The sequence below is a fragment of the Streptomyces sp. NPDC048257 genome (genome assembly GCF_043201855.1).
GTDB lineage: Bacteria > Actinomycetota > Actinomycetes > Streptomycetales > Streptomycetaceae > Streptomyces.
The window spans coordinates 361,773-383,156 of record NZ_JBICZI010000005.1; the positions used below are offsets into that span (position 1 = coordinate 361,773).

Here is a 21,384-nt window from a genome sequence, read left to right on the forward strand (position 1 = left end):
CTTCGCACCCGCGGCGCATTAGCATGCGACCTCATCACGCGCGGGCGGTCGGGACACCGCAGCCGCGCGCGGAGCCGCCGTCGACGGAAGCGAGAGAACCTTGACTTTCCTCACCATCGGTCACCGCGGGGTCATGGGTGTAGAGCCGGAGAACACCCTGCGGTCGTACCTCCGAGCGGAACGTTGCGGCATGGACGTCATCGCTCTGGATCTGCGCCTGAGCAAGGACGGAGCCCTCGTCGCCGTGCACGACCCCGAGGTGGACCGCACCACCGACGGCTCGGGGGCCGTCGCCGATCTGACCCTGGCCGAGCTGCGCGAGCTGGACGCCGGGCAGGGCGAGCGCGTGCCGGTCCTGGAGGAAGTCCTGGACGCGGTCCGGGTGCCCCTCCAGGCCGCCGTGGGCGACCTGGCCACCGCCGCGGTGCTCGCGGAGCTGATCCTGCGCCGCGACCTGACCTCCCGGGTGGAGGTCGCCTCCGTCGACGAGGCGGTGCTCGCCGAGACGGCCCGGCTGGTGCCGGGCGTACGGACCACCCTGTACGCGGCCTCCCCCGAGGGCGACGCCGGTCCCGTCGTGGACCGGGCGCTGGCGGTGGGGGCCGCGACGATCGCCGTGGACATCCCTCGGCTCAGCCTGGAGACGGTCGAGTCGGCGCACGCGGCGGGCCTGCGCGTGACGGGCCGGGCGGTCGACTCCCTGGACCGGCTGCGGCTCGCGCGGGCGCTCGGACTGGACGGCGCGGCCACGGACTTCCCGGAGATCCGCAGCACCGGCCGCTTCACCGCCTGACGGCGGCCGGCTCCCGGCTCAGAGCGACTTGACCAGCAGCTCGAAGGCGAGGTCGTCGCGGAGCGGGACGCCGAAGCGCTCGTCACCGTAGGGGAAGGGGCTCAGCTCGCCGGTGCGCACGTAGCCGCGGCGCACGTAGTAGGCGATGAGCTCCTCCCGTACGTTCACCACCGTCATCCGCATCTCCTTGGCGCCCCACGTCTCGCGGGCGCGGCGCTCGGCCTCGGCCAGGATCTCCTTGCCGAGGCCCGCGCCCTGGAGTCCGGGGCGGACGGCGAACATGCCGAAGTAGACGTAGTCGCCCCGGTGTTCGAGCTGGCAGCAGGCGATGAGCTCGCCCGCGCGCTCGACGACGAGCAGGACCCCGTCCGGGCTCGCGATGACGGCGCGGACCCCGTCCGGGTCGGTGCGCTGGCCGTCCAGGTAGTCGGCCTCGGTGGTCCAGCCGGCCCGGCTCGCGTCCCCGCGGTACGCGGACTCGACGAGTACCACCAGTTCCGGTACGTCCGACTCCACGGCGCTGCGGAAACTCAGGGCGGCATGCTGGGCGGTCGACATCGGGCGCTCCGTTCAGTGCGGCGGCATATGACATGCCGGGAAGGCAGGGAGAGCGTATCCCGGGGCCGCGTGAGGGTGCTGTGAGGAGGGCATCTCTCCCCGTGACGCCGACGAACCGGGAGGTTCCGCCGTGCACGGTTCCGCCACGTCCCTCGCCACCTCCGTCTCCGCCTGGCTGCTGGTGCTGCTGTGCGCGGTGAGCGGTGCGTACTGCCTGCGGCGGGTGCGTGGTTCGGGCGGGGCCGCCGGGGAGGCGGTGATGGGTTTCGGGATGGCCCTGATGGCCGTGCCCTTCGGGAGCGCCGACGGGTGGCGGGTTCCCCTGCTGGGTGTGGTGTTCTGCGGAGCGGCCCTGCACGCCCTGTGGCTGCTGCGGAGCGGGGCGCACCACGCGCACCATCTGGTGGGCTCGCTGACGATGGTCTACATGATGCTGATGACGGGCCCGGGATCGGGCGCCGGGCACGGCCGGGGACACGCGCAGGGGGCCGGGCTGCCGCTGCTGACCGGGGCGCTGCTCCTCTACTACGCCGGGTACGTGATGCTCGGCGGAACCAGGCTGATCACCGCGGGCGGACCCACCGAGCTCATCCGCGCCTGCCGACTCGCCATGGGAATGGGGATGTTGGCGATGCTGCTCATGATGTGACGGGGCCGCCGGACGTGTCCTGCGTCACCAATGGCGCGAGGGCGTACCCGCAGGTAGTCCGGCGCTCATAGGCTGGCGACCATGATGGTCCCCGCCGCACTCCTGTTGCTCGGCGCCCTGACCGCGGTGCTCGCTCCCCGTCTGCTGGCCCGGGCCCGCTGGCCCGAGCGCGAGCCGGTCGTGGCCCTGTGGGTGTGGCAGTGCGTGGTCGGCGCGGTGCTCCTGTGCTTCGGGCTGTCGATGCTGCTGAGCGCGGCGGCCGCCTGGCAGGCGGTCCGGGGCCGGCTCTTCGCCGCCGCGCCGCGCGGGGTGGTCGACGCCTACGCCCTGGGCGCGTCCGGCGGGCCGTGGGCCGCCGTCACCGCGCTCGTGCTGGCGGGCGGGGGGCTGTGGACCGGGGCGATGCTGACGGGTGAGGTGTTGCGGGCGCGGGCCCGGCGGCGTGCGCAGGGCAGCGAACTGCTGGTACGGGCCCCGCTGCTGCCCGGGGAGGACCCGGCGGGCGCACGGCTCGTCGTACTGGAGGGTCCGCGTCCGGACGCCTGGTGGCTGCCGGGAGCGGCCCCGCAGCTGGTGGTCACGACGGCGGCACTGGGCCGGCTGAAGGGCAGCCAGCTCGACGCCGTGCTGGCGCACGAGCAGGGGCACGCGGCGGCCCGGCACGACTGGCTGCTGCACTGTTCGCGGGCGCTGTCCCGGGGCTTCCCGCAGGTGCCGGTCTTCGCGGCCTTCGAGGCGGAGATGCACCGGCTGGTGGAGATGGCCGCCGACGACGTGGCCTCCCGGCGGTTCGGGCGGCTGACGATCGCGCTGGCGCTGGTCGGACTCAACGAGGACCGGGGGGTGTTCGGCACCTCATCGACCGAGCACGCGCACGTTCCGCAGCGGGTGCGCAGGCTGCTGTCGGCGGCGCCCCGGCTGTCCCCCGGCCGCCGGCTGCGCCTCACGGCGCTGGCCACGCTGGTGCCGGCGGTCCCGCTGGTGGTGGCCTTCGTACCGGGGCTGAGCGCTCTCGCGCAGTGAGCCACGGCGCTGCCCGCCGCCCCTCGACGGGCGGCGGTGCGAGGATTTCACCATGCGGAACGATCAGTTGCGATGGACGGGCATCGGCTGTGCGCTGCTGGCGGCGGTCCTGACGGCGCTGGTGGTGGCGGGGTGGCCGCCGCTGCTCGCGTTCGACGATCGGGTCGCGCGGGACCTGCACGCCCACGCCGTGGCCCGTCCCGCGCTCACGCAGTTCATGCGGGTGCTCAGCGACTGGGTGTGGGACCCCTGGACCATGCGGGCTCTGGCGGCTGTCGCCTGTGTCCTGTTGTGGTGGCGGGGCGACCGGGGGCGGGCCCTGCGGGTGGCTCTGGTGACGCTGGCGGCCGCGGCGGTGCAGCAGGGGCTGAAGGCGCTGGTGGGGCGGGAGCGTCCGGTGTGGTCGGATCCGGTGGACTCGGCGCATTACGCGGCCTACCCGTCGGGCCATGCCATGACGGCGACGGTGGTGTGCGGACTGCTCCTGTGGCTGCTCCCCCGCCCGGCCCCGCCGTGGGCGGCGGCCGCCTGGGCGATGGCGGTGGTCTCGGTGCTCGGGGTCGGCTTCACCCGCGTGTACCTCGGGGTGCACTGGCTGTCGGACGTGATGGCGGGCTGGCTCCTGGGGGTGGCCCTGGTGGCGCTCGCGACATCCGTGCCCGTCCGCAGACGCGGCTGCGACCCGGCGGAGCGGTGAGGGTACGGCGCGCCTGCCCTGGATGATCCCCCGTGTCACCCAGAGCAGGCGACCCCGTGCGCTGAGTATATTGGCTCGGAGCCAGTCAACGCAGGAGTAAGCATGTCCCCGCGCAGCGCATCGGTCAATGAAGAATTGCGCAGACGTTCCCGGGAGCGGCTGCTGCAGTCCACGGTCGAACTCGTGGCCGAGCACGGCTACGAGGCCACGACGCTCGGCGACATCGCCGACCGGGCGGGCGCGGCACGCGGCCTGGTCTCGTACTACTTCCCGGGCAAACGGCAGTTGCTGCAGTCCGCGGTGCACCGGCTGATGCACCTCACCCTGTACGCGGCGCTGGAGCGCGAGCCCCGCAGCGAGTGCGGGCGCGAGCGGCTCGCACGTGCCGTCGACGCGGTCCTGGGGCTCGCCCGGGACGAACCGCTGCTGATGCGCACGCACATGGCGGGCATCCTGACGGCCGAGGGCTTCGTGAAGTGCCCCGAGCAGCAGCGGCTGGCGGAACTGCTGCGGGACACCGTCGTCCGGTACGGCTCGGCGGACCCGGACACGGACTATCCGCTGCTGCGGGCCCTGCTGATGGGCGCGGTCGTGGCGATCCTGCTGCCGGGCGCCCCGATGCCGGCCGGCCGGCTGCGGGCCGAGCTGTTCCAGCGCTACGGGCTGGACTGGGAGCTCGGCGTTCCGCCGGACGGCGGGCCGCCCGGCGGAACGTTTCCCTCAGAGCCCTCGCACCCCTGACGTCAGCGGTACTCGGGCTGGCTCTGCACGTTGAGCCGGTCCATCCACACCCACTTGGCGCTCTCGGTGCGCCAGTCGTCGAGCCTCAGCACGTCGAGGCCCTTGGTGATGTCGTTCGAGTAGATGTGCCCGTTGTAGTAGTACGCCGACCAGGACCCGCCGAGTCCGAGCTGGTCCGTCGTCAGCGGTCCGCGCTCGAAGTACGCGATCTCCCTGGGCCGGGCGGAGTCGGTGAACTCCCACACCGAGACGCCGCCCTGGTACCAGGCCTGCACCATGATGTCGCGGCCGCCGCCGACCGGGATCAGCGAGCCGTTGTGGGCCACGCAGTTCTCGGTGTCGGCCTGGTGCCGCGGGATCTTGAAGTAGCTGCGGAAGACGAGCTTGCGCTGGTCCCCGCGGCCGGTGATCTCGTAGATGCCGTCGGCGCCCCGGTTGGGGCCGGTGGCCTCGTTGCAGGTGGCGCCGCCACCGCCGCCGAGTTCGTCGGTGAACACCACTTTGTTCGCCCGCTCGTTGAAGGTGGCCGAGTGCCAGAACGCGAAGTTCACGTTGTCCTGGACCCGGTCGATGACCCGCGGCTGCTCGGGTTTGCTGATGTCGAAGAGGATGCCGTCACCCATGCAGGCGCCGGCGGCCAGGTTCTTCGAGGGCAGCACGGTGATGTCGTGGCAGCCGGTGGTCTTGGAGACGCCGGGGTTGTCGGGCCCGCCCGGGTTGCCGCCGTCGGGGAAGAGGATCGGGAAGGCGACGACCGCGGCCTTCGTCGGCGCCTTCTTCGGCACCTTCACGACCGAGATGCCGTCGTGCGGCGGCTTGCAGTCGGGGAAGGCCTCGTTCGGGGAGTACGAGGCGACGTAGAGATAGACGTCCCGGTCGCCCGGTACCAGGGTGTGGGTGTGCGAACCGCAGGCGGTCTCGACGGACTTGATGTACTTGGGGTTCTTCTTGTCCTTGATGTCGAAGATCTTGATGCCCTCCCACGAGGACTTCTCCGTGGCGGGCTGCGAGACGCTGTTGCAGGAGTCGTCGCTGCGCGAGGAGTCGGTGGAGAGGAAGAGCAGGTCGCCGTGGACGGAGATGTCGTTCTGGCCGCCGGGGCAGAGCACCTGGGTGACGGTCTTGGGAGCCTTGGGGTTGGCGATGTCGTAGATCGTGAAGCCGTTGTAGTTGCCCGCGTAGGCGTACCTGCCCTGGAAGGCCAGGTCGGAGTTGATCACCGTGGGGTCGCTGCCGGGGATGTTGGCCAAGGGCTTGATGTTGGCACTGTGCACGATCTCGTCCTGGCCGGGGATGTCGCCCGGGGCGAGCTCCCTGCCCTCGGCGAGGCCCGCGCTCTGCTGGTTTCCGCTGCCGGGTGCTAAGTCACCCGGGTCGGGGGTGGCGACGGCCGGTCCGGCTGCCAGGAGCGTGGTGAGCAGCCCGGCCGCGGCGACGGCCACCCCCACCCTCCTGTTCCGCACCCGACTGGTGTGTAGCGAGGTCACTGTGCCCTCCCATGGGGAGCCCGATCGGTTCCGCCCACGGGGGGAACGGAACCAGGACCCCGGCAGTATCTTCCTTCCATGGACATGGCAAAAGACCTCAGGGTCCGGACCGTCTTGGAAGCGCGGCTCGGCCGATTAGGGGCGCTGCTGGCGACCGCCGGCCTCCTGCTGACGCTCTCCGCCTGTCAGGACGACGGATCGGACCGGGCCGGCGACGGACGGGCCACGATCGTCGCCCCGGGCAAACCCGGCGAGAAGGCCCGGAACCTCACCCCCGAAGAGGCCGCGAAGGCGAAACCCGACGACAGCCCGAACGCCGCCGACCACACCTACGTCTCGCGCATGATCGAACACCACCGCCAGGCGCTCACGATGAGCGCACTGGCCCCGGACCGGGCGGCGGCGGACGGGGTCAAGCGGCTGGCGGAGCGGATCACGGCGGCCCAGAAGCCCGAAATCGGCGCGATGGAGAAGTGGTTGGCCCGCCATCCGGCCCCGGCCGCGGGCTCCGGCGGGCACGGTCAGGGCCACGATCACGGCGCGATGCCGGGCATGGCCACGGAGCAGCAGCTGAGGGAACTGACCGCGGCAGAGGGGGCCGACTTCGACCGGCTCTTCCTCACGCTGATGACCGCCCACCACGAGGGCGCCGTGAAGATGGCCGGCGAGGCGCTGGCCGGCGGGAACAACGTGGCGGTGGAGGAGATGGCCACCGAGGTGGTGGCCACCCAGAGCGCCGAGATCCACCGGATGCGCGCGATGGGCTGACGGCCGAGGAGGCCGGTGTCATGCTGGGACCACCTGCGGGAGGAGCTCCGCCGTGCTTCGTATCGCCGTCGTCGGATCGGGCCCCAGCGGGGTCTACGCGGCCCAGACGCTGGTGCAGCAGCGCGAGGTGCCCGGGGTGCGGGTCGACGTGCTGGACCGGCTCCCCGCCCCGTACGGGCTCGTCCGGTACGGGGTCGCCCCTGACCACGAGAAGATCAAGTCGCTCCAGGGCAGCCTGCGCACCGTGCTGGAGGACGAGCGGATCCGCTTCCTCGGGAACGTCGAGGTCGGCGGGGACGCCCTGCCCACGGACCGGCTGCTCGAGCTGTACCACGCGGTGGTGTACTGCGTGGGCGCGGCCCGGGACCGGATGCTGGGGATCCCCGGCGAGGAACTGACCGGGGTGCACTCCGCCACGGCCTTCGTGTCCTGGTACAGCGGGCACCCCGACGCCGCCGCCGAGGCCTTCGACCTGCCCGGGGTCGATGCGGCGGTGGTCGTCGGGGCCGGGAACGTCGCGGTGGACGTGACGCGGATCCTGGCCCGGGGCACGGCGGAGCTGACGCCGACGGACATGCCGCAGCCGGCGCTCGGCGCGCTCGCGGAGAGCGGGGTGCGCCAGGTGGCGATGGTGGCCCGGCGCGGGCCCTCGCAGGGCAGGTTCACCACCAAGGAGCTGCGGGAACTGGGCACGCTCCCGGGCGTGGACACCCGGGCCGACCCGGCCGAGCTGGCCCTCGACCCGATGTACGCCGACCCGGTGGCGGCGGCCGCCCTGCCGGCGGTGGCGCGGCGGAACCTGGAGGTGCTGCGCGGCTGGGCGGCGGCCGGCCCGGGCGAGGGGCCGCGCCGGATCGCCCTGCGGTTCTACCTGCGCCCGGTGGAGATCCTGGGCGGGCCCGACGGCCGGGTCACCGGGATGCGCTTCGAGCGCACGGCCCCGGACGGCCTCGGCGGGGTGACCGGGACGGGGGTCCACGAGGACATCGAGGCGCAGTTGGTGCTGCGCTCGGTGGGGTACAAGGGCGTTCCCCTGGGCGGGCTGCCCTTCGACCCCGCGAAGGGCACGGTCCCGCACGCGGCGGGCCGGGTGCTGCGCGCGGGCCGGGCCTCCGTCGGCGAGTACGTGGCGGGCTGGATCAAGCGCGGTCCGACCGGGGTGATCGGCACCAACCGGCCCTGCGCCAAGGAGACCGTGTCGTCCCTGCTGCAGGACGCGGGGGCACTGGCCCGGCGCGACCTCTCCGGGGACCCGCTGGACGCCCTGCGGGCGGCGGGTCTGCATCCGGTCCGGTGGCCGGGCTGGCTGGCCATCGAGGCGGCCGAGGCCGATCTGGGGCGCTCCCTGGGCCGCCGTTCGGTGAAGATCCCCGACTGGCAGGGTCTGTTGGGTGCGGCCGGGCCGCTCTGAGGGCCGCGCTCAGGAGGCCAGTCGCGCTTCCTCCGCTGCGGCGGCGGTGAGGACGCTGTCGAGGAGGCCGGGGAAGAGCGCCTCCAGTTCCTCCCGGCGCAGGGCGTTGAGCTTGGTGGTGCCGCGGTAGGCCTGGCGTACGACACCGCTCTCGCGCAGGACGCGGAAGTGGTGGGTGGTCGTGGACTTGGTGACCGGCAGGTCGAAGTACGAGCAGGCCAAGTCCTCGGCCGAGGCGGCCAGGTCCAGGACGATGGACAGCCGGACCGGGTCGGAGAGCGCGTGCAGCACGCCTTCGAGGCGGATCTCGCCCGCCTCGGGGTGGGCGAGGGTGCGGGAGGTGTCCCGTTCCGTCATGTCCCTGCTCCACTCACTGGGTTTCTCGTGTTCCGGCTGCCGCGGGTCCTCATCGTACGAGAGCCGTCGAAGAAGGCGGCCGCCCCGCGGAAATCGGCGGAAACCGGTGGTACGGGCTCCGGCGGCACCCGCTGGGGCGCCGGAGCCCGCACCGCGTCACCAGGACCGGTGGTACGGCTCGGGCGTACGGATCTCCGCGCCCAGCTCGGCGGCCGCGCGGCGGGCCCAGTACGGGTCGCGCAGCAGTTCCCGGCCCAGCAGGACGGCGTCGGCCTCCCCGTTGGCCAGGATCTTCTCGGCCTGCTCCGGTTCGGTGATCAGGCCGACGGCGGCCACGGGGAGGGCGGTCTCGGCCTTGACCCGGGCCGCGAAGGGGACCTGGTAGCCGGGACCGACCGGGATCGTCACCCTGGGGGCGAGCCCGCCGGTGGAGACGTCGAGGAGGTCCACCCCGTGTTCCTGGAGCAGCGCGGCCAGCCGGACCGTCTCGTCGGCGGTCCAGCCCTGCTCCTCCAGCCAGTCGGTGGCGGAGATCCGGAAGAACAGCGGGAGCTCTTCGGGCCACACCGCCCGTACGGCGTCCACGACTTCGAGGGCGAAGCGGGTGCGGTTCTCGAAGGAGCCGCCGTACTCGTCGGTGCGCTTGTTGCCGTACGGGGAGAGGAACTCGCCGATGAGGTAGCCGTGGGCGCCGTGGATCTCGACGACCTCGTAGCCCGCGGCCAGTGAGCGCTCGGCGGCGGCCGCGAACTGGCCGATGATCTCCCGGATCTCGTCGGCCGTCAGCTCGTGCGGTACCGGGTGACCCTCGGCGAACGGCAGGGGGCTCGGGGCGACGGGCTGCCAGCCGTGTGCCTCGGGCCCGACCGGGCGGCCGCCCTTCCAGGTGCGGTCGGTGGAGGCCTTGCGGCCGGCGTGCGCGATCTGGATGCCGGGGACGGTGCCCCGGGCCTTGAGGAAGGAGGTGATCCGGCGCAGGGCCTCGACCTGGGTGTCGTTCCAGATGCCGAGGTCGTAGGGGGAGATCCGGCCTTCCGGGGAGACGGCGGTGGCCTCCTGGATGATCAGGCCGGTGCCGCCGGTGGCGCGTGCGGCGTAGTGCGCGAAGTGCCAGTCGTGGGCCACGCCCGCGTTCGGCCCGAACGCCTCGGCGCTGTACTGGCACATCGGGGCCATCCACACCCGGTTGGGGATGGTGACGGAGCGGAGCGCGTAGGGCGCGAACAGGGCGGCGAAGGCGGCGGGTGCAGCACTCATCAGGCTCTCCAGGGACGACCGGGGCAGGCCGGGGACCGACCAAGTACGAGAGACACCGTACTACGAATCTCCTCGTACTACGAGACTTCTCGTACAAGCGCGTCCAGTTCCGCACGCAGGGCCCCGGCCAGGGCCGCCAGATCCGGCACGGCCGCCGCGTCGGCGACCAGTCCGTAGTGGACCGTCCCCTTGTACGTGGAGACCGCGACGGCCAGCGACTGGCCGCGGGCCAGCGGCGCGAGCGGATAGACCTCGTGGACCGGACTGCCCCCGAGGGTGAAGGTGAAGCCCGGCAGCGGGACGCTGGTGACCAGGATGTCGAAGAGCAGCCGGGCCGCCTGGGCCACGAGCGGACCGCCGAGCCGGTGCCCGAGCGGGTGGACGTGGTCGGCGAGCAGGGCGACGGCCCCGGCGCCGCGGGCGGGCCCGGCGTCCTTGTTGCGGTCCATGGCGGCGCGCACCAGGCCCAGGCGGCGCAGCGGGTCGGACTCGGCGAGCGGCAGCCGCAGCAGATAGCCGGAGAGCCGGTTTCCGGCGCCCCCGGAACCTCCGGGCCCGCGGCGGCGGGAGACGGGGATCAGGGCGCGCGGACCGGCGCCCCAGGGTTCGGGGTCGCCCCGCTCCGCCAGCCAGCGCCGCAGGCCGCCCGCGACCAGGGCGATCAGCACGTCGTTGACGGTGCCGCCGGCGCCCTTGCGGACCAGGTTGACCTCGTCCAGGTCGAGCGCGAGGCCGGCGACCTCACGGGTGCCGGCGCCCGCGGAGTCCGCGGTGAGCGCCGCCGGTACGCCCAGCGGCAGCCCGGCGCGGGCCACGGCGGCGCCGATCTCCAGGGCCTGGCCCACGTCCTGGACCCGGGCCGCGAGGACGCCGGGGAGCCGGCGCAGGACGGAACCGGCCCGCGGCTCGGGGACCGGGCGCGCGGGCGGCCGCGGGGCCGTCCCCTCGTCGAACAGGGTGGCCGCGAGGGCGAGGGCGCCCAGGCCGTCGGCGAGGGCGTGGTGGAACTTGAAGAGCACCGCGAAGGAGTCCGGGTCGGGCCCGGCCAGTACGTGCGCCTCCCACGGGGGCAGCGCCCGGTCCAGCGGCCGGGCCATCAGCGCTCCGGCGGCGGCGTGTGGCACGGCCTCGCCGGTCCGGACGAGGAACACGTGCCGCGCCGGATCGAAGCCCGGGTCCGGCGACCAGGCGGCCGCGCCGACGGGCAGCAGTACGTCGTGGATCCGGCGGCGCAGGCGCGGCACGGCGGCGCAGCGCGCGGTGAGCAGACCGGCGGCCCGCTCGGCGGCGCCGGGAGCGGCGGCACGGAAGACGGCGAGGGCACCCAGGTGCATGGGGTGGTCGGCGGATTCGATCCGCCAGAAGGCGAGGTCGAGCGGGGACAGGTGCTCGGTGACCACATAGGTCCTCTCGCGTGCGGTGGCAGTGGCCTGAAGTCAATCCATTCCGAGCACCTACATGCAAGTAGCAATCATTTCCGCCCGGTAAATGATCGGTATTGATCTGGTAGGCAAAGCCCCCGCCCCGCCCGCCGGGCCACTGTCAGCGGGCGGGTGCAGACTGGCCGCACAGAAGCTCCGCAAGGAACGTTTGCCGAGGACGACGAGGTCCGGAGGTGCCGGCCATGGCCGACGCAGTACTGCTCGTGGGAACCCGCAAAGGACTCTTCATCGGCCGTCGCCGCAGCGACGGTCCGTGGGAGTTCGACGGACCCCATTTCAACGCCCAGGCCGTCTACGCGGTCGCCGTCGACCGCCGGGGGCCGGTGCCCCGGCTGCTGGTGGGCGGGGACAGCTCGCACTGGGGACCGTCCGTCTTCAGCTCCGACGATCTCGGGGCGACCTGGCGGGAGCCGGCCTCGCCCGCCGTGAAGTTCCCGAAGGACACCGGGGCCTCCCTGGAGCGGGTCTGGCAGCTGCATCCGGCCGGCCCCGAGGCGCCCGGCGTGGTGTACGCGGGGACGGAACCGGCAGCGCTGTTCCGCTCCACCGACCGGGGCGAGTCCTTCGAACTGGTCCGCCCGCTGTGGGAGCACCCGAGCCGCGGCAAGTGGGTGCCGGGCGGTGGCGGTGAGGGGCTGCACACGGTGATCACCGACCCCCGCGACGCGGACGCGGTGACCGTGGCCGTCTCCACCGCCGGGGTGTTCCGGACCACGGACGGCGGGGACAGCTGGGCACCGTCCAACGAGGGGGTCTCGGCGGTGTTCCTGCCGGACCCGCACCCCGAGTTCGGCCAGTGCGTGCACAAGATCGCCCAGGATGCCGGGGACACGGACCGGCTGTACCTGCAGAACCACTGGGGCGTCTACCGCAGCGACGACGCGGGCGGCCGGTGGACCGACATCGGCGGCGGACTGCCCTCGGACTTCGGCTTCGCGGTGGCGGCCCACCCGCACCGGCCGGACACCGCCTACGTCTTCCCGCTCAACGCCGACTCCGACCGGGTCCCGGCCGAGCACCGGTGCCGGGTCTTCCGCACCCGGGACGCGGGCGCCACCTGGGAACCGCTGGCGCGCGGACTCCCGGCCGGGGACCACTACGGCACGGTGCTGCGGGACGCGCTGTGCACGGACGACGCGGACCCGGCGGGCATCTACTTCGGCAACCGCAACGGCGAGCTGTACGCGAGCCACGACGACGGCGAGAACTGGCAACTGCTCGCCGAGCACCTGCCGGACGTCCTGTGCGTGCGGGCGGCCACGTTCGGCCAGTAGAGTGATCCACCGTGGCAGCACGACCGTTGAACGAGATCGTCGAGCCGGGCTGGGCCCGCGCTCTGGAGCCGGTGGCGGGGCAGATCGCCGCCATGGGCGACTTCCTGCGCGCCGAGATCGCGGCCGGGAGGACGTACGTACCGGCCGGGGCCAATGTGCTGCGCGCCTTCCAACAGCCCTTCGACGAGGTCAAGGTGCTGATCGTCGGGCAGGACCCCTATCCCACCCCGGGACACGCGGTGGGCCTGTCCTTCTCGGTAGCCCCCGACGTACGGCCTGTACCGCCGAGCCTCGACAACATCTTCCTGGAGATGCACCGGGACATCGGCACCGGCCGCCCGGCGAACGGCGACCTCACCCCGTGGACCCGGCAGGGCGTCCTGCTGCTCAACAGGTCACTCACGACCGCGCCCCGGCGCTCCAACGCACACCAGGGCAAGGGCTGGGAGGCCGTCACCGACCAGGCCATCCGGGCCCTGGCCGCGCGCGGCAAGCCGCTGGTCTCCATCCTCTGGGGACGGGCGGCCCGCAACCTGCGTCCGCTGCTCGGCGAACTGCCCGTGGTGGAGTCCTCGCACCCCTCCCCCAAGTCCGCCGACTACGGGTTCTTCGGCTCCAGGCCGTTCAGCCGGACGAACGAACTCCTGGTGGGCCAGGGTTCACAGGCTGTGGACTGGCGCTTGCCGTCCGTCAGTTGAACGTATCTGATATTCATCGGATAAATACGGACAGATGCCTCGCGAGAAGGCCCTGCCCGAACACCTTGTTCCGATAAGCCAGTAGCATGCGGCGCCATGAGCTCCCCCACTGGGCCCGCAAATGGCCTGCCCGTACGAATGCCGCGACCCCGCCAGACCGGACGGCACCGCCGGCCCGAGCCCGCGGTGGCGCCCGAGGGCGCGCCCGCGCTGGTGCTCGCCGTGCCCGGTGCCCCCTCGGCCGCCTCGCGAGGGCTGGCGGAAGAGATCATCAGCATCGGCCGCTCCGAGCTGCCGGGCCTCGACGCCCGGATCGGCTTCCTCGAGGGTGACGACGCCTCCGAGTTCCCGTCCCTGTCCGGTGTGCTGACCGCCGTCGCGGCCGAGCGCGTCGCGCGCGCGGAGTTCGCCCGCGCCGCCGGCCACGAGGTGCCCGCGCCGACCGGCCCCGACGCCGTGGTCGTCCCGCTGCTGGCCGGCCCCGACGGCGATCTGCTGCGCCGGATCCGCCAGGCACTGATGGACTCCTCGGCCGCCGCCGAGCTGGCCGACGTGCTCGGCCCGCACCCGCTGCTCGCCGAGGGCCTGCACGTGCGACTGTCCGAGGCGGGCCTGGCCCGCGCCGACCGCGCCCGGCTCTTCACCGTGACCACCGCCGCCGACGGCATCGTCCTGGCGACCACCGGTGGCGAGGAGGCCGTCCAGGCCGCCGGGATCACGGGCATGCTGCTCGCCGCCCGGCTCGCCGTTCCCGTCAAGGCCGCCGCCCTCGACCAGGAGGGCTCGGTGGCCGCGGTCGCCGACCAGCTGCGCCGCGAGGGCTCCACGCTGCTCGCGCTCGCCCCGTACCTGATCGGCCCGGAGGCGGCCGACGGGCTGCTCGAGAGCGCCCGCAAGGAGGCCGATTGCGCCGCGGCCGAGCCGCTCGGCTCCTACGGGGCGCTCGGCAAGCTGGCCGTCGCGCAGTACGCCGCGGCCCTCGGGATCCCCCAGGACGCCGCCGCACACTGATCCGCCCGTACGACGCGAGGGGCCCCCGCCCGCCACGGTCTCCCGTGGCCGGCCGGGGCCCTTCGCGTGGCCCCGGGCCCCCGCCCGCGTCAGCCGAAGACCACGCAGGTGGCCGCGGGCACGGCCAGCGAGCCGGCCCGGTGCGGCTGGCCGGTCAGCGGGTCCACTTCGAACCAGGTGACGTCCCCCGAGCGTTCGTTGGCCGCGTACAGCCTGCCCCCCGAGGGGTCGACGGCAAGGTCGCGCGGCCAGTGGCCGCCGCAGTCCACGGTGCCGGTGAGCCGCGGCTTCCCGGGCCTGTCGGCGAGAGAGAAGGTGACCACGGAGTCGGCCCCGCGGACGGCCGCCCAGACGAACCGCCCGTCGGGCGAGGCGACGATCGCCGAGGGATAGGCCCGGGCGGCCCCTGAGGCGCCCGCAGACGACACCGGAACCTCGCCGACCGGTTCCAGCCGCCCGGACGCCCCGTTCCACCGGCAGACGGTCAGCTGCGGCTCCAGCTCGTGCAGTACGTAGACCACGTCGCCCTCCGGATGGAAGGCGAGGTGGCGGGGACCGGTCCCGGCGCGCAGCACGGTCTCGGCGTGCACCCGCAGTGCCCCGGTGGCCGGGTCGGGCGCGCAGACCCGTACCGAGTCGGTGCCGAGGTCCACGCTGAGCACCCAGCGGCCGGTCGGGTCGGGCAGCACCTGATGGGCGTGCGGGCCCTCCTGCCGGTCGGCATCGGGGCCGGAGCCCTGGTGCGACAGGACGCGTGAGGGCCCGCCCGGGGCGCCGTCGGCGGCGAGCGGGAGGCTGCTCACGCTGCCGGAGGTGTAGTTGGCGGTGAGCAGCCTGCGCCCGGCGACACTGAGGTGGGTGGGCCCGGAGCCGCCGACGCGGACGGCCGCGCCGAGGGGGGCGAGGCCCTGCGCGGTGGGCCGGAAGGCGGCGACCGCGCCCCGCCCGGTCTCCTTCACCGCGTAGAGCACTCCGGTGGACCGGGCGAAGGCGAGGTACGAGGGGTCCTCGGCGGCGGTGACCGAGAGCGCGGTCAGCGCTCCGGTCTTCGGATCCACGGCCGCGGTGGTGACACCACGGCCTCCCGAAGAGGTGAAGGAGCCGATGTAGGCGCGGTGTTCGGCCCGGTGTTCGCCGCTCCGGTCCCTGCTGTCCGCGCCGCCCACTGGAAGCCCCTCTCACCGCCGTCGCATCCGTCCGGAGCCGACGGTAACAGAAGGTCTAGACCAAATCCCGTCCCTGGGCCCGCTCCTGCGCGCCGGGGTGGTGGACGTAGGCGGTGCTGCTGCTGTGGTCCTCGTAGGTGCGGTGGAAGACCGGGGTCGCGGAGCCGGAGATCGGCGGCACGATCCAGGACCAGTCGGCGCCCACCTGGCGCCCCTTGTGCTCCTCCCGTTCCATGTGGGACAGGAAGCGCCGGGACTCGGTGTGGTGGTCGGCGATGGTGACCCCCGCGAGGTCGAAGGAGTGCAGGACCGCCCGGTTCAGTTCGACGAGCGCGCGGTCCTTCCAGAGGGAGCGGTCGCTGGAGGTGTCCAGACCGAGGCGGCGGGCGACGGCGGGCAGGAGGTTGTACCGGTCGGTGTCGGCGAGGTTGCGCGCGCCGATCTCGGTGCCCATGTACCAGCCGTTGAACGGGGCGGCCGGGTAGTGGATGCCGCCGATCTCCAGGCACATGTTGGAGATGGCGGGAACGGCGTGCCAGCGCAGCCCCCAGTCCGCCCAGCCGTCGCCGTCGGGATGGTCGATCGGCACCTCCAGGACGGCGTCGGCGGGGGTGTCGAACCAGCGGGGTTTGTCGTCGACGCCCTGGACCACCAGCGGCAGGAGGTCGAAGGGGGTACCGGCGCCGCCGGACCAGCCGAGCTGGAGCAGCGCCTCGGTGAGCGGGGCGTTGCGGGCGTCACCGACGGTTATCGAGGGGTGGTCGCCGTAGCCTGCGTACCTGATCAGCTGCTCGCTCCAGATCAGCGGTCCGGGGCGGTCGGGGGTGTCCGGGGCGAAGACGGTGATCGTGGGTCTGACCCGGCCGCCGTTCGTCGCCTCGCGCAGGTGGTCGAAGCACTCGGCGGCGATGTCGTCGGCGTCGGTGAGCCCGCGGCGGTCGCGGACCCGCAGCGAGTTCCAGTAGAGCCGGCCTATGCAGCGGTTACTGTTGCGCCAGGCCACCCGGGCCCCGTGGACCAGTTCCGCGGGGGTGTGCACATAACTGCCGGTCCCGGCGAGCTCGGCTCTCACTTCGGCGAGCCGGGCGCGCGGATCACCGGCGTCCGCGTTCTCCCTGTGGAAGAGTCGGATGAACTCCTCGGCCGCTTCCCACACCTGAGCGGTGGTGGAGCGCTGTTGAAGAATTTCCATTCCGGGCCGTTACCCCCTGTCCGAGCAGATCCACCCTGTACATGCCGAATGAATGTGCATGAAACAATTACCCGTTGTACATGTCGCAGGTCAGCGCAGGGGGATTGGCGGCGAGGGAGCACTCCTCCGGGTGATCTCTCAGGGAACGGGCTGCGGCAGGGCGCACGGGGGCGTATGATCCGGCGCATTCCGGGAGTTGACCGTGCGCGCGGTCATCGGCAGGGACGGCTCATGTAGAGCGCCAGCTCGCCCGCGGCGGGCGTGCCGCCGTACAGGGCGGTGTCGAGCCCGCAGAAGGTGAATCCCATGCGCCGATAGGCGTGCACAGCCGGGGCGTTGACCGAGCTGACCTCCAACCACAGGTGCTCCGCGCCGCGTTCGCGGGCGAACTCCGCCGCGCACTCCATGAGCCCGCGGCCGATGCCGCGGCCCCGGTGACCGGGCGAGACCTCGATGTCCTCGATCGTCAGCCGCCGGTTCCACGCGGTGTACCCGGCGGCGGCGAATCCGCACAGCCGGTCGCCGTCGAGGGCCACGAAGGTCCGGGCGTCCGCGTCCGAGTCCTTCCCGCCGCCGGAACCCTGCTCGTCATGCTCCTCCGGCGGGAACACCTTGTGCACGGGCGGGTCCACGGGGACCTCGCGCAGCAGGAAGCCGAGACCGGAGCCGGCGTGCGGGCCGGGGTCGCTCACCTCGAAGACCGTGGCGGTGGTGAAGGAACTGTCCAGGGCCTCGATGGCACCCGCGTCCTCGGGGCGGGCGAGGCGGTAGACGATTCCGTCGGCGTCGGCCGAGCCGTGTGCGGTGGTCATGAGATCCACCGTACGCAAAAAATCCCCCGACCGAATTGGCTGCCGAGGGAGGAGAGAGCGTATATTCAATGATTCGCGGCTTCGCCGAAAACGAAGACGTGAAGAAGCTTACGAGGACACTGTATCGCGGCAGGAGTGCAATTGTCAACCGAGGAATTCCGGAAAGAGCAGCAATTCGTCACCGACCTCTATCTGCGCCTCGACGGCCTGCGTGACCAGGCCGAACATGCGGTCGAAGGGGCGCTGCGCGATGTCGGGACGGGGTTTCAGGCCCGGCTGGAGCGGGATGTCCTGGTCGCCGAGCAGTCCGGTCTGCTTTCCGCTCTGAATGCGGGCGAGAACGGCCTCTGTTTCGGCCGTCTGGAGTTCTCCGACGGCCGGGACCACCACATCGGCCGGCTCGGAATCCGGGCCGACGACGCCGAACGCACTCCGCTGGTCCTGGACTGGCGTGCGGAGGTGGCCCGCCCCTTCTACCTCGCCACCGGCCACACCCCCATGGGGTTGCGCCGCCGCCGGCACATCAGCAGCAGGGGACGGGTCGTCACCGCCCTGCACGACGAGATCCTCGACCTGAGCGACGCCGAGCGGACCGGCCACGAGGGTGCCGACGCGGACGCCGTGCTGCTCGCCGCGCTCGACGCGGCCCGGACCGGGCGGATGCACGACATCGTGCGCACCATCCAGGCCGAGCAGGACCGGATCATCCGTTCCACGCACCGCGGGGTGCTGGTCGTCGAGGGCGGTCCCGGCACCGGCAAGACCGCCGTCGCGCTGCACCGCGCCGCCTACCTGCTGTACGCCCACCGGGAGCTGCTCGCCAAGCGCGGGGTGCTGATCGTCGGACCGGGCCCCGCCTTCCTCGGCTACATCGGCGGGGTGCTCCCGGCGCTCGGCGAGACGGGCGTGCTGCTGGCCACCCCGGGGGAGCTCTTCCCCGGCGTGCACGCCACCGGCACCGACCGCCCCGGAGCCGCCGGGGTGAAGGGCCGGGCCGCGATGGCCCAGGTCCTCGCCCGGGTGGTGGCCGACCGGCAGCGCCTGCCGGAGACCGTCCCGGCGGACACCGGCGAGGAGTACGACACGGTGCCCGAGCCGGCGCTGGAGATCGACCACGAGGAGTACGGGACCCTGCTGCTCGACCGCACCATGGCCTACGAGGCGCGGGACCGGGCCCGGGCCACCGGCCTGCCGCACAACCAGGCGCGGCCCTCCTTCGCCTTCCCGGTCATCGACGCGCTCACCGCGCAGCTCGCGGACCGGCTGGGCGCCGATCCGTACGGCGGGCCGAACCTGCTCGGCCCGGACGACATCGCCCAGCTCGGCAAGGAGATCGCGACGAGCGCGGCCGTGCACGCGGCGATCGACTCGCTGTGGCCCTCCCTCACCCCGGAGCAGCTGGTCACCGACTTCCTGGCGGAGCCGACGCACCTGCCCGCGCACGAGGTGGGCCTGATCCGTCGCGCGCCCTCGGCCCGGCCGGACTGGACCCCGGCCGACGTGCCGCTCCTGGACGAGGCCGCCGAACTGCTCGGCGAGGACGACAGCGCCCGGCGCGCCGCCGAGGAGCGGGACCGGCAGCGGCGCATCGCCTACGCGCAGGGGGTGCTGGACCTGTCCGAGGGCTCGCAGTCGTACGAGTTCGAGGACGAGGAGAACGAGTTCCTCGCGGCCCACGACATCATCGACGCGGAGCGGATGGCCGAGCGCCACGAGGAGGCCGACCACCGCAGCACGGCCGAACGGGCCGCGGCCGACCGTACCTGGGCCTTCGGGCACGTGATCGTGGACGAGGCGCAGGAGCTGTCCGCGATGGCGTGGCGGCTGCTGATGCGGCGCTGCCCGACCCGGTCGATGACGCTGGTCGGCGATCCCGCGCAGACGGCCGACGAGGCGGGCTGCGGCTCGTGGGAGCGGATCCTGTCGCCGTACGTGGGCGGGCGCTGGGAGCTGGTCCGGCTGGGGGTCAACTACCGCACACCGGCCGAGATCATGGAGGTGGCGGCGGCCGTCCTGCGGATGCGCGATCCCGGCTTCGAACCGCCGCGTTCGGTACGGAGCACCGGGGTGCGGCCGTGGGCGCTCGCGCGCGAGGACCTGGCGGCGGCGACCCGGGAGGCCGTGGAGCGGGAGCTGCCGGCCGAGGGGCGGCTCGCGGTGATCGCGCCACGGGCGCGGCACGCGGCGCTGGCCGCCGTACTGCCGGGGGTACGGGAGGGTGCGGAGCCGGACCTGACGCGGGAGGTGGTCCTGCTGGACCCGCGCCAGGCCAAGGGGCTGGAGTTCGACACGGTGATCGTGGTGGAGCCGGCCGAGCTGCGGCCGAGCGACCTGTACGTGGCGCTGACCCGGGCGACGCAGGCCCTCGGGGTGGTCCACACCGCCGGCCGGCTGCCGGCGGGGCTGGCGGAGGAACCCGGGGGCGGGCTGGTCAGGCGCTGATGACGAGGGGCGCCCTGGGGTCGGTGCGCAGCGGGGTGGCGAGGGCCACCAGGGTGTGTTCCAGGCCGTGGAGGTGGGCGAGGGCCGGTTCGGCGGTGGCGGGCCGGGGGTGCGGCGCCGCCGGTTCGGCGGTGGCGGGCCGGGGGTGCGGCGCCGCCGGTTCGGCGGTGGCGGGCCGGGGGTGCGGCGCCGCGGTGAGCCCGGGAGTGCCCACCGGGGCGGTGAGCGCCTCCACCGCCGCCTCCACGCGCCAGACGGCGGCGGCCAGCCGGGCATCGTGCGAGGCCTGCGGGTCGGCGGCGACCGCGACGAGCCCGCGCACGTCCCGGGCGCAGTCGTCGAGCAGGGCGAGCACCTGCCGGGCCCGGGCCTTGCGGGCGCGCAGCGGACTCAGCGGGTGGACGAGCGGCGCGAGGGCCATCCGTACCCGGCCCAGCAGCAGCTCCAGTTCGGCGGCGTGCGGGGCGGGGTCGGCGTCCGGGTCGCCCGCGAGGCGTTCCAGGGCGGCCGCGGTGGAGGCGCGCACGCACTGCAGGGCGCGCTGGATCCAGGCGTCGTTGGCGGCGTGGGTGGTGACGGGGAGGATGATCACGACGGCGAGGGCGGCGCCGAGCGCGCCGATCGCGGTCTCCTGGAAGCGCAGGAGCAGCAGTCCCGGGTGCAGGACGCCGAGGAGGCCGTAGAGCAACCCGGCCATCACGGTGACGAAGAACATCATCCAGGAGTACGAGGGCGCGGCCGTGTAGAAGATCCCGAAGACGCATACGGCGACCAGTACGGCGGTCGGCACCGGCGCTCCGTGCAGCGGTACGGCGATCAGCAGCCCGGCTGCGATGCCGGCGACGGTGCCGAGGACGCGGCGGAAGCCCCGGACGAGGGTCTCGCCCCGGGAGGCGGTGTTCACGAAGATCCACCAGGAGGTGCCGACGGCCCAGTACCAGCGGTCGTCGGAGAGCGCCTGGCCGATGCCGAGCGCGAAGGCGCAGGCGGCGGTGGCCTGGAAGGCCTGCCGGGTGGTGGGCCGCGCGAGCCCGGTCCCGGGCAGGCCGGGCGGGGCAGCGGGGGGCGGGGTGCGCCGCTCGATGGGCCACAGCAGGAAGCGCACGGCGCCGGAGGCGACGAGCGCCAGCCCGACCGCGGCGTACAGCTCGGGCAGCTGGCCGGGGACGGCGTGCAGGAACTGGGTGACGAAGAACATCATGAAGCCGAAGATCCCGAGGGCATGTCCGCGAGGACCGAAGCGGCGGGCGTAGACCCCGGCGAACACGACGGCGAGGAATGCGGCGTCGCGGGCGAGCGGGACCCCGTGCAGGGTGGTGGCGAGGGCCAGGACGGGGAATCCGGCGACGGGCAGCAGGGCGGTGGTGACGCGCTGGGCCCGGACGTCTCCGTCGAGGACGGTGAAGAGGGCGAGCAGGGCCGCCAGTCCCCCGGTGATGGAGGCGGTCAGGGAGAGACCGCAGGCTTCGGCGAGCGCGACGGCGGCGGCGACGCCGATGACCGCGCGGGCCGAGTTCCTGAGTCTCGTGCGCCCCGGATCCGGAGCAACGAACATCCTCTTCACGGCGGTGTGCCGCCCCCCTTGCAGGTGCTGCGCGCCGGGCCG

20 protein-coding genes are annotated in these 21,384 nt (G+C 73.4%); 11 read left to right on the forward strand and 9 right to left on the reverse strand.

The genetic code is table 11. The annotated features are described in order from the left end of the window. Positions 1-100 precede the first annotated feature (100 nt). A complete protein-coding gene (locus ACGFZK_RS14865; RefSeq protein WP_393849257.1) occupies positions 101-793 on the forward strand; it encodes a glycerophosphodiester phosphodiesterase in 693 nt (230 codons plus the stop codon). 18 nt (positions 794-811) lie between these two features. Here the strand turns inward: ACGFZK_RS14865 and ACGFZK_RS14870 are convergent, their stop codons facing one another. Further along, on the reverse strand, positions 812-1,351 hold the full coding sequence (locus ACGFZK_RS14870; RefSeq protein WP_393849258.1) for a GNAT family N-acetyltransferase: 540 nt from the start codon (positions 1,349-1,351) through the stop codon (positions 812-814). Between the two features lie 130 nt (positions 1,352-1,481). Here ACGFZK_RS14870 and ACGFZK_RS14875 point away from each other — a divergent pair, with 130 nt between their 5' ends. The 4 genes from ACGFZK_RS14875 to ACGFZK_RS14890 all read left to right on the forward strand — a co-directional run bounded on the left by ACGFZK_RS14875 (position 1,482) and on the right by ACGFZK_RS14890 (position 4,461). Beyond that, entirely contained in the window at positions 1,482-2,000 is a 519-nt protein-coding gene (locus ACGFZK_RS14875; protein ID WP_393849259.1) for a DUF5134 domain-containing protein, read from the forward strand. 81 nt (positions 2,001-2,081) lie between these two features. Beyond that, entirely contained in the window at positions 2,082-3,023 is a 942-nt protein-coding gene (locus ACGFZK_RS14880) for a M56 family metallopeptidase (RefSeq protein WP_393849260.1), read from the forward strand. A 52-nt stretch (positions 3,024-3,075) separates the two neighbouring features. Next, positions 3,076-3,720, forward strand: coding sequence for a phosphatase PAP2 family protein (locus ACGFZK_RS14885; protein ID WP_393849261.1), 645 nt, complete (start codon positions 3,076-3,078; stop codon positions 3,718-3,720). A 102-nt stretch (positions 3,721-3,822) separates the two neighbouring features. Then, on the forward strand, positions 3,823-4,461 hold the full coding sequence (locus tag ACGFZK_RS14890; RefSeq protein WP_393849262.1) for a TetR/AcrR family transcriptional regulator: 639 nt from the start codon (positions 3,823-3,825) through the stop codon (positions 4,459-4,461). A 2-nt stretch (positions 4,462-4,463) separates the two neighbouring features. Here ACGFZK_RS14890 and ACGFZK_RS14895 read toward each other — a convergent pair whose 3' ends face one another. Further along, the gene (locus ACGFZK_RS14895) at positions 4,464-5,948 is read right to left on the reverse strand and encodes an LVIVD repeat-containing protein (RefSeq protein WP_393849263.1); all 1,485 of its coding nucleotides are present in this window, start codon (positions 5,946-5,948) and stop codon (positions 4,464-4,466) included. Between the two features lie 84 nt (positions 5,949-6,032). On the opposite strand from ACGFZK_RS14895, the gene ACGFZK_RS14900 reads away from it, so the two are divergent. Further along, on the forward strand, positions 6,033-6,716 hold the full coding sequence (locus ACGFZK_RS14900) for a DUF305 domain-containing protein (protein WP_393849352.1): 684 nt from the start codon (positions 6,033-6,035) through the stop codon (positions 6,714-6,716). Positions 6,717-6,768: 52 nt separating this feature from the next. After that, on the forward strand, positions 6,769-8,127 hold the full coding sequence (locus ACGFZK_RS14905) for an FAD-dependent oxidoreductase (protein WP_393849264.1): 1,359 nt from the start codon (positions 6,769-6,771) through the stop codon (positions 8,125-8,127). A gap of 9 nt (positions 8,128-8,136) precedes the next feature. On the opposite strand, the gene ACGFZK_RS14910 is transcribed toward ACGFZK_RS14905, so the two are convergent. From ACGFZK_RS14910 to ACGFZK_RS14920, 3 genes are all read right to left on the reverse strand, one after another. Beyond that, positions 8,137-8,484 (reverse strand): ArsR/SmtB family transcription factor, encoded by a 348-nt coding sequence (locus ACGFZK_RS14910; protein WP_393849265.1) that lies wholly within the window; start codon positions 8,482-8,484, stop codon positions 8,137-8,139. A 156-nt stretch (positions 8,485-8,640) separates the two neighbouring features. Further along, entirely contained in the window at positions 8,641-9,741 is a 1,101-nt protein-coding gene (locus ACGFZK_RS14915) for an NADH:flavin oxidoreductase/NADH oxidase (RefSeq protein WP_393849266.1), read from the reverse strand. 77 nt (positions 9,742-9,818) lie between these two features. Continuing rightward, positions 9,819-11,141, reverse strand: coding sequence for a wax ester/triacylglycerol synthase family O-acyltransferase (locus ACGFZK_RS14920; RefSeq protein ID WP_393849267.1), 1,323 nt, complete (start codon positions 11,139-11,141; stop codon positions 9,819-9,821). A 224-nt stretch (positions 11,142-11,365) separates the two neighbouring features. Between ACGFZK_RS14920 and ACGFZK_RS14925 the strand changes: the two genes are divergently transcribed. The 3 genes from ACGFZK_RS14925 to ACGFZK_RS14935 all read left to right on the forward strand — a co-directional run bounded on the left by ACGFZK_RS14925 (position 11,366) and on the right by ACGFZK_RS14935 (position 14,166). Further along, complete coding sequence (locus tag ACGFZK_RS14925; RefSeq protein WP_393849268.1) at positions 11,366-12,457, forward strand: WD40/YVTN/BNR-like repeat-containing protein; 1,092 nt, start codon at positions 11,366-11,368, stop codon at positions 12,455-12,457. 11 nt (positions 12,458-12,468) lie between these two features. Beyond that, positions 12,469-13,155 (forward strand): uracil-DNA glycosylase, encoded by a 687-nt coding sequence (locus ACGFZK_RS14930; protein WP_327734120.1) that lies wholly within the window; start codon positions 12,469-12,471, stop codon positions 13,153-13,155. 96 nt (positions 13,156-13,251) lie between these two features. Beyond that, a complete protein-coding gene (locus ACGFZK_RS14935) occupies positions 13,252-14,166 on the forward strand; it encodes a sirohydrochlorin chelatase (protein WP_393849269.1) in 915 nt (304 codons plus the stop codon). Between the two features lie 89 nt (positions 14,167-14,255). Here ACGFZK_RS14935 and ACGFZK_RS14940 read toward each other — a convergent pair whose 3' ends face one another. The 3 genes from ACGFZK_RS14940 to ACGFZK_RS14950 form a co-directional block, all read right to left on the reverse strand. Further along, positions 14,256-15,332: a lactonase family protein gene (locus ACGFZK_RS14940; RefSeq protein WP_393849270.1), complete on the reverse strand. Its 1,077-nt coding sequence runs from the start codon at positions 15,330-15,332 to the stop codon at positions 14,256-14,258. Positions 15,333-15,387: 55 nt separating this feature from the next. Beyond that, positions 15,388-16,524: a nitric oxide synthase oxygenase gene (locus ACGFZK_RS14945; RefSeq protein ID WP_393849271.1), complete on the reverse strand. Its 1,137-nt coding sequence runs from the start codon at positions 16,522-16,524 to the stop codon at positions 15,388-15,390. 212 nt (positions 16,525-16,736) lie between these two features. Continuing rightward, entirely contained in the window at positions 16,737-17,336 is a 600-nt protein-coding gene (locus ACGFZK_RS14950) for a GNAT family N-acetyltransferase (RefSeq protein ID WP_393849272.1), read from the reverse strand. Positions 17,337-17,477: 141 nt separating this feature from the next. Here ACGFZK_RS14950 and ACGFZK_RS14955 point away from each other — a divergent pair, with 141 nt between their 5' ends. Continuing rightward, complete coding sequence (locus ACGFZK_RS14955) at positions 17,478-19,778, forward strand: HelD family protein (protein WP_393849273.1); 2,301 nt, start codon at positions 17,478-17,480, stop codon at positions 19,776-19,778. Here ACGFZK_RS14955 and ACGFZK_RS14960 read toward each other — a convergent pair. Continuing rightward, positions 19,768-21,333, reverse strand: a complete 1,566-nt coding sequence (locus tag ACGFZK_RS14960; protein WP_393849353.1) for an FUSC family protein — start codon at positions 21,331-21,333, stop codon at positions 19,768-19,770. The genes ACGFZK_RS14955 and ACGFZK_RS14960 overlap by 11 nt on opposite strands. Positions 21,334-21,384 lie beyond the last annotated feature (51 nt).